This is a genomic window from Rhizobium sp. BK176 (assembly GCF_024808055.1).
Window position 1 is genome coordinate 295,615 of record NZ_JANUBV010000004.1, and the last position, 13,014, is coordinate 308,628.

The window sequence follows — 13,014 nt, forward strand, 5'->3', positions numbered from 1 at the left end:
TATCGTGGCGACCTTCGCACAGGGTTGCCGCGCAGCTGCCTTTTGAACACCAGGCGCCGCTATTTCTGGCATTTCGGCGCTGCCGGCAGGCCGTAGCGGCCGGGAAAGGCGCTGAGCCGCGATCGGAGTTCCGGTTGCAGCCGTGCCGCCTCTGCCAAGCGACGCTCCAGATCGCGGAATTCCGCCGTGTCGTCGGCAGTCGTCTCTGGCATCCTGCCCATCATCCGAAGGATAGCCTGCCGCCGGTCCTCGTTGGCGCGCGTGCAAGGCGGAAAATAGGGGTGATAACCGGAGCCGTGCTGTATCTGTGCCGCTGTCAGCTTGCCCCGGCAGGCCCGAGCGCGACGGCAGCCGGGGATGACGCAATCCTTCCAGAAACTGCATTCGCCGGCCGCAAGACGGGTGATCACGCAGCCGCCGGGCCGCGCCTTCTCCTCGTCGTGGACCAGTCCACCATCCTCGAAATTCATGGCTTCGACGACGGCGAGCACCTCGACCACGGGCAGGGCGAGAAGTCTTTTCAGGAACAGGCTGCTTCTCATGCGTTTCCTCCACGGCGGCTCCGCCGCCATGTTTCGAGCATCGATCCGGAGAGCCCACGCAAATGCGGAACCTCACTGGTTGGTTTTATGGTGGCTCCGCATTTGCGTGGCCTTCGGCGTTCTTCGGGACTTCCGCTCCCTTCAGATGATCGCCTCGTCTCGCTGCGTCCGGGCATTCTCGCCCGGACTTGCATGGCTGAACCAAACCGGATGCTGGAACATCCGGGGGAGACTTATGACGGCAGCGGGTTTGACCCCGATGCCCGGCTTTCACCTCCCCGCGTGCGGCTGCACGTTACAGCCTGGTACAGGGCGCCGGCTCCCGCCTGCCCGCGAACGTCTCGCGAAACACTCCGGCGACGGAAGCGGGGCGATTGTAGGCATGGAGCCGAAGGGTGGGGAAAATCGGAGCGAATTTTTCTTCCGCGCCGGACCGGATGACCGAGTAGGTGCAACGTATGGATCCGCCACAAGCAGGCTTCCTCGATCTGCAAATTGCCTTTAGGGTTGCGGCGCATAGTCGGAGGTTGCAGTCTTGGCGAAGCGGGCAGAGTATACAGTTTTCCAAGGGCGTGCAGGCGATCATAACGATCTGGCCATTCCCGGCGCAAAGGCCATTGGCGAGGAGTTGGAAAGCCGCACTGGTATCTCGCCTACAGTGATCGGCACCCCGGCATCCGCATTGAATGCCGGCTGGCATGAAGAGCTGGATGCGGCTCTTCCATCGCTGAAGGAAATTCAGTCTCGCTTCGACGATGTATTTGCCGGAGGGGCAGTCTCGATTGCCGCAACCGGCCGGTGCGCCGTTTCTCTGGCGACGCTGCCGGCGGTCGCAAAGCATTTTCCCTCCGCCTGCATCGTGTGGTTCGATGCGCATGGCGATCTCAATCCACCGGAAGCGAGCCCGACTGGATATCTCGGTGGATTGGCGTTGGCAGGGCCTGTCGGGCTTTGGGATTCAGGCCTTGGTGCAGGCTTGAGCCTGGATCAGGTCGTTCTGGTGGGGCAGCGCGACCTCGATCCATTTGAACTTGATCTTATAGCGACGCACAACATTCCGCTCATCAAGCCGGGCGCTGATCTGGCAACTGAGCTTCGGAACGCAATAAGTGGTCGATCCGTCTATGTGCATCTCGACTGCGATGTCTTGGAGCCGGGCATTGTACCGACGGATTATAAGCACGAAGGCGGCCTATCGCTGGATGATCTGCGGATCTGCTGCGAGCTAATTGCAGAGCATGATTTCATAGGGATCGAGATCGCGGAGTTTCAAAGCGCCTGGAAGGCGAACGGTTCTCCCGTGTCCCCGAATGCTCTGCTCGATGCTTTGAAGCCCGTTCTGCGATAGCGATATCCCGAAACACGCTCGCTCGTCAGCGAAATCTCCTCTATGCTTTGTCCCGGCTTCCGGCCGCCGGAGATCTCTATTGACGGATGCAGAGACGATCATCATCGGCGCGGGACCGGCAGGATTAGCCTGCGCTGTGGCGCTGCAGGCGCGTGGGCGCTCGTTTGTCGTGCTTGAGAAAGGCGAGACGCTCGCCGCCGCCTGGCATCATCACTACGACCGCCTTCACCTGCATACCCACAAGAGGCACTCGGCCCTGCCGGGAATGCCGATGCCGCGGCATTTTCCAAGATATCCATCGCGGCTTCAGGTGATCGAGTATCTCGAAACCTATAGCTCGTCGAACGACATCGAGGTGAGATTTGGTGTGCGCGCGACGACGATCCGCAAGGACGAGACGTGGACCGTGGAGAGCTCTGACGGGACCTTGAAGGCGACGAACGTCATCGTCGCGACCGGCCTCGCGAACACGCCGATACGGCCGGTATGGGAAGGGCGGGAGCTGTTTGCGGGCAAACTTCTTCATTCCTCCGAGTTTACCAATGCCGCCGCGCTTGCCGCCAAGCGCGTCCTCGTCGTCGGCTTCGGCAACTCGGCCGGCGAGATCGCGCTGGAATGCGCCGAGGCCGGTCTTGACGTGGCGATGGCGGTGCGCGGCCCGGTCAGCGTCGTGCCGCTCGAACTGTTCGGTGTGACGAGCGCCAGCATCGCCATCGCGCAACGCTTCCTTCCCTATCGCCTGGTCGATGCGATGAATGCGCCGATCCTCAGCCTGCGGTTCGGCGACCTCGGGAAATTCGGGGTGGAGCGGGCAAAGGGCGGCCCGCTGACCGGCATCATCGAAAGGGGCCGTACGCCTCTGATCAATATCGGAACGATCGAGCGGATCCGGTCAGGAGATATCACGGTGTTCCCGGCTATCTCGAACAGCGAGGCGCGGCGCGTCAATTTCGTCGACGGCCGATCCGACATGTTCGATGCGATCGTTCTGGCGACCGGCTACCGATCAGGGCTCGAAGCGCTTCTGCCCGATTTCGCTGAGCGATTTGCCGGCGCTGACGGTCCCGCCCGCGGCGCGCTGCAGCCGGCGAATGACGGTCTCTACTTTTGCGGCTTCACTGCCGTGCCGACCGGTCTTCTCCGGGAGATCGGACTAGAAGCGGAAAAGATCGCGGCCTCTATCGCCGGCAAATAATGCGCTTTACGTCGCTTGAACCAGTATCGACTTTGCGTCGCAACCTGGTGGACCAGCCTTTCAGGTTAACGTCAGACGTGCTGCCTACGGGAAGCGCGGGCTGCAACGGAAAGGCTGATTTGATGAACAGGTACGCATGGTATGCTCTCGCAGCATCCGCCGTAATCGCAATTGCTTCGCCGTCATGGGCGGCAACGACGGTGAAAGTCACAGAAGGCGGCGAGGGCGGCGGGCCGATGACCCTGACGCTCGACCAGACCACGATCAAGGCGGGCGAAACGGTCTTCGCCGTTCATAACGATGCGATGACCGAGGATCACGAGATGGTGCTGGTCAAGCTGAAATCCGCCGACCAGAAGATCCCGGTGGTTGCTTCACGGCATCGTGTCGACGAAAAGCAGCTCAAAAGCATCGGCGAAGTCTCGGACCTCAAGCCGGGAGCGGACGGGCAGTTGAAAGCAAAACTTGCCCCGGGTGCCTATCTGTTGCTGTGCAATATCAAAGGGCACTACGAGGCGGGCATGCAGGCCGGCCTGACGGTCACGAAATAGCCGTTATCCGAGATGGAAGGCCAGCCGAAGGCGACGGCTGGCTTTTGCTTGAGATTGTCCGGTGGCGGCTTATGCCGCCGCCTTCTCCTTTGCATAGGGATCAAACCGGCCGTAGAAGGTCTCTCCCTTCGCGGCCATGTCCTTCAGTAGCGCCGTCGGCTTGAAGTGTGCGCCGTAGGTTGCCGAGAGTTTCTCGCAGAGGTCCACAAAGGTCTTCACGCCCATGCCGTCGATGTAGGAGAGCACGCCGCCGGTGTAGGGAGCGAAGCCGAAGCCGAGGATGGAGCCGACATCAGCCTCGCGCGGATCGGTGACGATGCCTTCTTCGATGGTGCGGGCTGCCTCCAGCGCGATGGTGACGAGGAAGCGCTGCTTCAGCACTTCGACGTCGATGTCGTCGGCCTTCTTCTGCGGGTAGAAGGTCTTCAGCTCCGGCCAGAGCGACTTCTTGGCCGGTTTCGCCGGATAGTCGTAGAAGCCCTTGCCGTTCTTGCGGCCGCGGCGGTCGAGTTCGTCGACCATCTTGTTGATCAGCGCCATATGCTTGGGATTGACGGCGGCCTCGCCGAGATCAGCGACGGTGGCCTTCAGGATCTTCTGGCTGAGATCGATCGCCACTTCGTCGTTCAGCGACAGCGGACCGACGGGCATGCCGGCCATCTTGGCGGCATTCTCGATCATCGCGGGCGGAACGCCCTCGATCAGCATGTCGTAGGCTTCGTGGATGTAGCGGAAGACGCAGCGATTGACGAAGAAGCCGCGCGTGTCGTTGACGACAATAGGCGTCTTCTTGATCGCGGCGACATAGTCGAGTGCCACGGCGAGCGCCTTGTCGCCGGTCTCCTTGCCTGTTATGACCTCCGTCAGCATCATCTTCTCGACCGGCGAGAAGAAGTGCACGCCGACGAAATCGGCGGGCCGCTTGGAGTTCCCGGCAAGGCCGGTGATCGGCAGGGTCGAGGTGTTGGAGGCGAAGATGGCGCCCTCGGGCAACACGGCTTCAACCGCCTCGATCACGGCCTTCTTGACCTCACGGTCTTCGAACACCGCTTCGATGACGAGATCGGCATCCTTGAGGTCGCCATAGTCGGCGGACGGGACGATGCGCGACAGCAGCGCCACACCCTCGTCTTGCGTAAGGCGTCCCTTACCGATCGAGTCCTTCACCAGGCCTTCGCCGACGCTCTTGCCCTTGGTCGCCGCTTCGATGTCGCGGTCGATGAGGGTGACGGGGATGCCGGCGGCGGCGGTCACATAGGCGATCGAGGCTCCCATGAAACCGGCGCCGACGACACCCACTTTCTTCAACACCGTTTTCGGGATCCCGGCGGGGCGGCGGGCCCCTTTGCCGAGCTCCTGCATGGAGATGAAGAGCGAACGGATCATCGAGAAGGCTTCGCTGGTCTGCAGAATCTCGGTGAAGTAGCGCTGTTCGATCTTGAGGCCGGTGTCGAACGGCACCTGCAGGCCTTCATAGACGCATTTGAGGATGGCGAGTGCTGCCGGGTAGTTGCCTGCCGTTTCGCGGCGCAGGATCGCGGGTGCGGCCGGCCAGAGCTGCGCTGCCGCAGGCGTCCAGATGCCGCCGCCGGGCGCCTTGAAGCCCTTCTCGTCCCAGGGGGCGACAGGCTTGAGGCCGTCCTTGATCATCTGCTTGGCTGCCGGGATCAGCTGATCCGGCTCGACCACCTGATGCAGGAGGTTCATCGCCTTGGCGCGCGCCGCCGTCAGCGACTGGCCCGTCGTCATCATCTGCAGGGCCGACTGAGCGTCGGCAAGCCTCGAGATGCGCTGCGTGCCGCCGGCACCCGGGAAGATGCCGACCTTGACCTCGGGCAGCGCGATCTTCACGGACTTGGCATTCGAGGCGACGCGGCCGTGGCAGGCGAGCGACATTTCGAAGGCGCCGCCCATGCAGGTGCCGTTGATCGCCGAGACCCAGGGCTTGCCCGAGGTTTCGATCTTGCGGAACAGGCCGGTCATGCGACCGACGAGATCGAACAGCTTCTGCGCGGCGCCATCGGGGTTGGTTGCCTTCTCATGCTGGTAGAGCGAGAACATCGACTTGATCATCGACAGGTCCGCGCCACCGGAGAAGCTCGACTTACCTGAGGTGATGACCGCGCCCTTGGTGGCGCTATCGGCAACCACGGCATCGACAATGGCGTCGAGCTCATCCATCACCTCTTCGGTGAAGACGTTCATGGATTTGCCGGGCATGTCCCAGGTGACAAGGGCGATGCCGTCCGCGTCGGTTTCGACGGTGAAGTTCTTGTAGGTGGTCATTGTGGGATTCCTCTTCCCTGAATTTCCCAAACTGTCAGAAGGCGCCTAGAAGGTAGCAAAGGGTGGCGATCAGACCGATCGGTACGGCCAACGCGATCCAACCGGCGACCCGGCTTCGTGCGGCATCCCGCTTCGACAAGATCGGTGGTCCTTTGCGGGCAGCCTGCGCCATGTCCTTCTCAAGATTGTGCTGTGCGAACTGCCGTTCGATCTCGTTACGTTCATTTTCGTAGACGTCACGGTCGATCGGCATCTCACGCTCCCTCAGACGCGTTCGATGATGGTCGCCGTGCCCATGCCGGCGCCGATGCAGAGCGTGACAAGCGCGGTGTTGAGATCGCGCCGCTCCAGCTCGTCCAGCACCGTGCCGAGGATCATCGCACCGGTGGCGCCGAGCGGGTGGCCCATGGCGATCGCGCCGCCGTTGACGTTGATCTGGTCATGCGGGACCTCGAAGGCCTGCATGAAGCGCAGCACGACGGCGGCGAAGGCTTCGTTGAGCTCGAAGAGATCGATGTCGGCAAGCGTCATGCCCGTGCGCTTCAGAAGCTTTTCGGTGACGTCGACGGGGCCGGTCAGCATCAGTGCCGGGTCGGAGCCGATATTGGCGAAGGCCTTGATGCGGCCGCGGGGCTTGATACCCATGCTCTCGCCGCCGGCCTTGGAGCCGAGCAGCACGGCGGCCGCGCCATCGACGATGCCCGAGGAGTTGCCGGCGTGGTGGACGTAGTTGAGGCGCTCGACCTCCGGATGCGCCTGGATTGCAACGGCCTCGAAGCCGCCCATCTCGCCCGGCATCTGGAAGGAGGGGTTCAGCGCTGCCAGCGCCTGCATGTCGGTGCCCGGGCGCATGTGCTCGTCATGGGCAAGGATAACAAGGCCGTTCTGGTCCTTGACTGGGATGACGGAGTTCTTGAAGTAACCCTTCTCCCAGGCATTCGCAGCGCGCTTCTGACTCTCGACCGCATAGGCATCGACGTCGTCGCGCGAGAAGCCATACTTGGTGGCGATCAGGTCAGCGGAGACGCCCTGCGGCATGAAATAAGCCGGGAAGTTCACCGACGGATCCATGAACCAGGCGCCGCCGGACATGCCGAGACCGACGCGCGACATCGACTCGACGCCGCCTGCGATGACGATGTCGTCGGCGCCCTGGGCGATCTTCGCCGCGCCGAAATTCACCGCGTCGAGACCGGAGGCGCAGAAGCGGGAAATCTGCATGCCGGGTGCCTTGGTGGAATAGCCTGCCTCGAAGGCCGCCCCGCGCGGGATCACCGCGCCGGCTTCCATGACAGGATCGACGCAGCCCATGACGATGTCGTCGACAGTGGCCGTATCAAGCCCGTTGCGGTCGCGGATAGCCTCTAGCGTCTTTGCGGCAAGGCGCACCGACGGTACCTCGTGCAGCGAGCCGTCCTTCTTGCCGCGACCGCGTGGCGTGCGCACGTGGTCGTAAATGAAAACCTCGGTCATTCCTCTATCTCCCTATCGGCGCGAGCGCCGTTGAACTCAAAAGGCCTCGGCGGCCAAGGTCATCATCGTTTCCGCACCGGTTTCGATCCGGGCCTTGCGCAGCGCCGTTTCCGGCATGATCCGCTCCATGAAGAAGCGCGCGGTGATCAGCTTGTTGCGAAGGAATGCCTCGCGATCCGCGTCTCCCGTAGCAAGGCCGTCCTCGGCAGCCTTCGCCATCTTCGCCCACATGTAGCCGAGCACGACGAGGCCGAAGAGGTGCATGTAGTCGGTCGAGCCGGCGCCGGCATTGTCTGGCTTGGCCATGGCGTGCTGCATGAACCACATGGTCGCCGCCTGCACGTCGTTCAACCCCTTCTTCAGGTTCTTGGTGAAGAAGGTCATCTGTTCGTCGTTACGGTTCTCCTCGCAGAAATCGCCGATTTCCTTGAACAGTGCCATGACGGCGCGGCCGCCGTTCTGGCCGAGCTTGCGGCCGACGAGATCGAGCGCCTGAATGCCGTTGGCGCCTTCATAGATCATGGCGATGCGCGCATCGCGCACATACTGGCTCATGCCGTGCTCTTCGATATAGCCGTGGCCGCCGAAGACCTGCTGGGCCATAACGGCGTGGTCGAAGCCCTTGTCGGTCAGGACACCCTTGAGGATCGGGGTGACGAAGCCGAGAATGTCGTCGGCGGTCTGGCGTTCCTTCTCGTCCGCCGAGCGGTGGGCGATGTCGGATTTCAGCGCCGTCCAGAGCAGGAAGGCGCGGCCGGCCTCGTTGAAGGCACGGATCGTCATCAGCGAGCGGCGGATATCCGGATGCACGATGATCGGGTCGGCCTTCTTCTCCGGCGCCTTCGGGCCGGAGAGCGAGCGGCCCTGGATGCGCTCGCGGGCGTAGTTGACGGCGTTCTGGTAGGCGATTTCCGAGATTGCCAGTCCCTGCAGGCCGACGCTGAGACGCGCCTCGTTCATCATCACGAACATGGCGCTGAGGCCCTTGTTCTCGGCGCCGATGAGGAAGCCGGTGGCCTCGTCATAGTTCATGACGCAGGTTGCATTGCCGTGAATGCCCATCTTGTGTTCGATCGCGCCGCAGGAGACCTGGTTGCGCTTGCCAACCGTGCCATCTGCCGTGACGAGATATTTCGGCACTATGAACAGCGAAATGCCCTTGGTGCCCTCGGGGGCGCCCTCGATGCGCGCCAGCACCAGATGGACGATATTGTCCGTCATGTCGTGCTCGCCGGCGGAAATGAAGATCTTCTGGCCTGATAGTCTGTAGCTGCCGTCTGCCTGCGGCACCGCCTTTGTACGCAGCAGGCCGAGATCGGTGCCGCAATGCGGCTCGGTGAGGTTCATGGTGCCCGACCATTCGCCGGAGACCATCTTCGGCAGATAGGTGTGCTTCTGCTCGTCCGAGCCATGGACGAGGATCGCCGCGATTGCACCCTGGGTCAGCCCGGGATACATCATCAGCGACATGTTGGCAGCGGACGTATATTCGCCGACAGCCGCATGCAGTGCGTAGGGGAGGCCCTGTCCGCCGAATTCCTCGGGAACGGCAAGCCCGATCCACCCGCCCTGGCAATAGGCGTCGTAGCCGCCCTTGAAACCATCGGGAACGGAGACCGATCCGTCTTCGTGGCGCACGCAACCTTGCTGATCACCTGAATAGTTGAGCGGAAATAGCGCTTCCTCCGCAACTTTCGCAGCCTCGCCGAGGATCGCCTCGATCATGTCAGGCGTGGCGTCGGCAAACCCCGGAAGATTGTTGTAGCGTTCCAGGCCGAGCACGTCATTCAGCACGAAGAGCGTGTCGTTAACCGGGGCCTTGTAGACTGGCATCGTTCGAATTCCTCCAATTCGGCACGCCGGATGACACCGGCATTCGAGAGTCTCTTACAAAATATTGACGTTTGCGTAAACGTCAAATTTTGCGCGGACTCGAATTTCTGATGACGATTGTGTGTGCGCTGTCGGGAAGGGCGGGCCAAGAACGTCCTAGGGCTGTCGAACCCATCATCGGAGCAGCAACGAGGAGGACAATCCATGCTCAAGGTCAGTTCGAACCTCTGGTTTGAGAAGGACGTCCGGGAGGCCGTCGAATTTTATGTGGCGACCATCCCGAATTCGTCCATGGGGCGCACGACCATCCTGCCGGCCGAAACGCCGAGCGGCCCTCCGGGCAGCGTCATCATCATCGAGTTCAAGCTCGGGCATCAGGATTTCGTGGCGATGCAGGCCGGCCCGCTCGATGCGTTCAACCACGCCTTCTCGGTCTCGGTACAGTGCGAGACACAACAGGAGATCGACAGGATTTGGCGCGCCTTCCTGGAGAACGGCGGCGTCGAAGAACAGTGCGGCTGGCTAAGGGATCGCTGGGGCTTGTGCTGGCAGATCGTTCCGCGTGTTCTGTCGGAGATGGTCGCAGATCCCGACCGCGAACGCGCCAAGCGCGTCACCGAGGTCATGCTCGGAATGGTCAAGCTCGATATCGCGAAGCTCGAGGCAGCGTATCGCTAGTCGCCCGGCTCGCGACTCCCTCCCGCAACGGCTCGCAGTCGCTGCGGGAGAACTGTTAGAGCGGCATACTATAAGGGTGCTATCTTTCGCGGGTGGCTGTGTATACAAGAAGGCGCCCACCGATAATGCGGATGCCTGATGACTTCCACCGCTGCCTTCTACCGTTCCAGTTTGATCATGCTCGCCGTCGGGGTGCTGATCCTGCTTGGCATTGTTGGCTCGTCGATCTGGCTGGTGCGTGCCAACAACAATTACTCCGAGGAGACGGCCTCGCTTCGTCGCGTGCGGAGTTCGATCGTTGGCCTTCTGACAACGGTGCAGGACGCGGAAACCGGCCAGCGAGGCTTTCTGCTGTCGAGCGACCTCAGCTATCTCGAGCCATACGACAAGGCGCTGCAGGCGTTGCCTGAACGCCGCAAGGCTCTGGTCGACAACGTCTCGCCGCTGCCAAACTACGCCCTGCAACTCGATGCACTGAGCACGGCCATAGACGGCAAGCTGCAGGAGCTTTCGACCACGGTTGCGCTTGCCAAGGAAGGCAAGCTCCCCGAGGCCGTGGCTATCGTTCGCGATGACGCCGGCCGCGAATACATGGATAAGGTGCGCACGATCCTCGGCGATTTCCTCGAGCAGACCGACGACCGCCTGCGCGTCCTCGTGCAGGCGCAGCTCTCGGCCGCCGGCAATCTGCAATGGGTGACGATCGGCGGTGCGATCGCGATCCTGATCGTGCTCGGCGGCGCGATCATGATCATCGTGCAGCATGTGCGCGATCTGCAGGCGGCAACCGACGAGGTCGAACTTCTCAACGTTGGGCTGGAGACACGTGTGCGCGAGCGCACGGAGGAGGTCATCCGCGCCAACCAGGAAATCCAGCGTTTCGCCTACATCGTCACCCACGATCTGCGCGCGCCGCTCGTCAACATCATGGGCTTCCTCAGCGAGCTCGACACGGCGATGAAGTCGGTCACGGCTTACATTCTTGCAGACGACAAGTCGCCGACTGCGGAGGAAATTCGCGAAGCCCGGCAGGCGGTCGAGGAGGACCTGCCTGAAGCTCTCGGTTTCATCCGCTCGTCGACGCGCAAGATGGACTCGCTGATCAACGCGATCCTGAAGATTTCGCGTGACGGTCGCAGGAAGCTTCAACCGGAGCGTATTGACCTCAAATCCCTGCTGGAAACGGCGGCCGCAAACGTTCAACACCAGCTGTCCGAATCCGACGGAGCGGTGGACATCCGCGTCCGCGCGGGCGCGGTCATCACCGATCGTTTTTCGCTTGAACAGATTTTCGGCAATCTTTTCGACAATGCTGTGAAGTACCAGATGCAAGGTCGGCCGCTGGCGCTTGAGATCGACGCCCGTCCGGATGGTCCGGGCCGCGTGCGGATCGATTTCAAGGACAATGGACGCGGCATCGGGCCTCAGGACCTCGAACGGGTGTTCGAGCTGTTTCGTCGGGCGGGAGAGCAGGATCAGCGCGGCGAAGGCATTGGCCTTGCGCATGTGCGCTCGTTAATACGAAATTTGGGCGGAGACATTACGGTCGAATCCGAACTCGGCCAGGGCAGCACCTTCATTCTGACGCTGCCGTCCGACCTCACGAAAATCGTCCGGAGCATGGAATCATGAAAGCCACGGGTCAGGAAGTAACGATCGTCATGATCGAGGATGACGAGGGCCACGCCCGTCTCATCGAAAAGAACGTGCGCCGCGCCGGCGTGCACAACGAGATCGTGCCCTTCACCCTCGGCAAAAGCGCGCTCGACTACATCCTCGGGCCGAGCCGCGATGGCGTGGTCAGCAAGGATCGTTATCTGCTCGTGTTGCTCGATCTCAACCTGCCCGACATGTCGGGCCTCGACATTCTCGAGCAGATCAAGAGCAACGAATACACCCGCCGCCTTCCCGTCGTCGTGTTGACGACCACGGACGACGAGCGGGAAATCCAGAAGTGCTACGATCTCGGCGCAAACGTCTACATCACCAAGCCAGTCGACTATGACGGTTTCGCCACCGCGATCCGCAATCTCGGCCTGTTCTTCTCCGTCATCCAGATCCCCTAACGAGTAGCCAATATCTGTGCGCATTCTTTACATCGACGATGATCCGGCTCTAGCCCGTCTTGCCACACGGGTCCTTGCGCGCAGTGATTTCGAAGTCATTCATGCCCCGTCGATCACCACCGGGCTCGAACTGTTCGAAGCCGAGGAATTCGAGGCGGTCGTTCTCGATCACTATTTCGAGAACCAGACGGGCCTGCATTTCCTCGAGGCAATCGCCGAAACCCATCGGCGAACGCCGGTTCTTTATGTGACAGGGTCGAGCGACGCCGACGTGGCGATCAAGGCGCTGAAGGGTGGCGCTGCGGACTACGTCGTCAAGACCGCGACGGACGACTTCTTCCCGCTTCTCGTCAGCGCGCTCGAGCAGGCGCTGGAAAATGCACGCCTGCGCAGCGAGAAGGAAGAGGCGGATCGGCAGCTCGTCGTCGCCAAGGAGCGCGCGGAACTGCTGCTCGCCGAAATGAATCATCGTATCGCCAACAGCCTGTCGCTTGTTTCAGCGATGATCCGCATGCAGATGCAGATTGCTCGCAGCGATGAAACGAAGACGGCGCTTGACGAGACGCAGAACCGGATCACGGCGATCGCCGGCGTCCACCGCAGTCTCTACACGTCAAGTGACGTCGGCGAAGTGCAGCTCGACGTCTATCTGCGGCCGCTGCTGGCAGAGTTGCACGGCACAAGCAGTTTTTCGCGCGGCATAGCGGTCCAATCCGACCTTTGCCGCATATCAACGACCGCCGACAGGGCCGTTGCACTCGGCGTCATCCTGACAGAGTTGGTGACCAACGCGATGAAGTACGCCTATCCCGGGGCGGAGGGCGAGGTGCGCGTTGTCCTGCGAAGAACCGAAGACGGCGGCAATGTGTTGTCCGTCGAGGACGATGGCGTCGGCTTCGATCGGGCGAGCGGGCCAAAGGGGACCGGCCTCGGCACACGCCTGATCAACGCCATGACGACGACACTCGGTGCGGAGATCACCTACGGCCGTGATGGTAAGTCGACGGGCACATATGTGGCCGTGCGCTGGCACTGAGAACGC

At 61.9% G+C, this 13,014-nt stretch carries 12 protein-coding genes; 7 read left to right on the top strand and 5 right to left on the bottom strand.

The window, feature by feature from the left end; translation table 11 throughout:
• Positions 1–59: 59 nt before the first annotated feature.
• Positions 60–542, bottom strand: coding sequence for a hypothetical protein (locus tag FHT76_RS16860; protein WP_183860326.1), 483 nt, complete (start codon positions 540–542; stop codon positions 60–62).
• Between the two features lie 535 nt (positions 543–1,077).
• Here FHT76_RS16860 and FHT76_RS16865 point away from each other — a divergent pair.
• The 3 genes from FHT76_RS16865 to FHT76_RS16875 all read left to right on the top strand — a co-directional run bounded on the left by FHT76_RS16865 (position 1,078) and on the right by FHT76_RS16875 (position 3,636).
• A complete protein-coding gene (locus FHT76_RS16865) occupies positions 1,078–1,890 on the top strand; it encodes an arginase family protein (protein ID WP_183860324.1) in 813 nt (270 codons plus the stop codon).
• Between the two features lie 79 nt (positions 1,891–1,969).
• Entirely contained in the window at positions 1,970–3,085 is a 1,116-nt protein-coding gene (locus FHT76_RS16870) for an NAD(P)/FAD-dependent oxidoreductase (protein ID WP_183860322.1), read from the top strand.
• 122 nt (positions 3,086–3,207) lie between these two features.
• On the top strand, positions 3,208–3,636 hold the full coding sequence (locus FHT76_RS16875; RefSeq protein ID WP_183860320.1) for a plastocyanin/azurin family copper-binding protein: 429 nt from the start codon (positions 3,208–3,210) through the stop codon (positions 3,634–3,636).
• A gap of 69 nt (positions 3,637–3,705) precedes the next feature.
• Here FHT76_RS16875 and FHT76_RS16880 read toward each other — a convergent pair whose 3' ends face one another.
• The 4 genes from FHT76_RS16880 to FHT76_RS16895 are packed head-to-tail and all read right to left on the bottom strand — an operon-like array spanning position 3,706 to position 9,228.
• On the bottom strand, positions 3,706–5,922 hold the full coding sequence (locus tag FHT76_RS16880; RefSeq protein WP_259126450.1) for a 3-hydroxyacyl-CoA dehydrogenase NAD-binding domain-containing protein: 2,217 nt from the start codon (positions 5,920–5,922) through the stop codon (positions 3,706–3,708).
• 34 nt (positions 5,923–5,956) lie between these two features.
• Positions 5,957–6,175 carry a hypothetical protein gene (locus FHT76_RS16885; RefSeq protein ID WP_153269414.1) on the bottom strand — a complete coding sequence of 73 codons (219 nt, stop codon included), beginning with the start codon at positions 6,173–6,175 and terminating at the stop codon, positions 5,957–5,959.
• Positions 6,176–6,186: 11 nt separating this feature from the next.
• Positions 6,187–7,395, bottom strand: coding sequence for an acetyl-CoA C-acetyltransferase (locus FHT76_RS16890; RefSeq protein WP_153269413.1), 1,209 nt, complete (start codon positions 7,393–7,395; stop codon positions 6,187–6,189).
• 36 nt (positions 7,396–7,431) lie between these two features.
• Positions 7,432–9,228, bottom strand: coding sequence for an acyl-CoA dehydrogenase C-terminal domain-containing protein (locus FHT76_RS16895; protein WP_259126453.1), 1,797 nt, complete (start codon positions 9,226–9,228; stop codon positions 7,432–7,434).
• A 204-nt stretch (positions 9,229–9,432) separates the two neighbouring features.
• Here FHT76_RS16895 and FHT76_RS16900 point away from each other — a divergent pair, with 204 nt between their 5' ends.
• From FHT76_RS16900 to FHT76_RS16915, 4 genes are all read left to right on the top strand, one after another.
• Positions 9,433–9,906: a VOC family protein gene (locus tag FHT76_RS16900; RefSeq protein WP_183860314.1), complete on the top strand. Its 474-nt coding sequence runs from the start codon at positions 9,433–9,435 to the stop codon at positions 9,904–9,906.
• A 138-nt stretch (positions 9,907–10,044) separates the two neighbouring features.
• The gene (locus FHT76_RS16905; protein ID WP_259126456.1) at positions 10,045–11,538 is read left to right on the top strand and encodes a CHASE3 domain-containing protein; all 1,494 of its coding nucleotides are present in this window, start codon (positions 10,045–10,047) and stop codon (positions 11,536–11,538) included.
• The gene (locus tag FHT76_RS16910) at positions 11,535–11,972 is read left to right on the top strand and encodes a response regulator (protein ID WP_183752807.1); all 438 of its coding nucleotides are present in this window, start codon (positions 11,535–11,537) and stop codon (positions 11,970–11,972) included. The genes FHT76_RS16905 and FHT76_RS16910 overlap by 4 nt, the downstream gene beginning before the upstream one ends.
• Positions 11,973–11,988: 16 nt before the next feature.
• On the top strand, positions 11,989–13,008 hold the full coding sequence (locus FHT76_RS16915; protein WP_259126458.1) for a histidine kinase dimerization/phosphoacceptor domain -containing protein: 1,020 nt from the start codon (positions 11,989–11,991) through the stop codon (positions 13,006–13,008).
• The last annotated feature ends 6 nt before the right edge of the window (positions 13,009–13,014 follow it).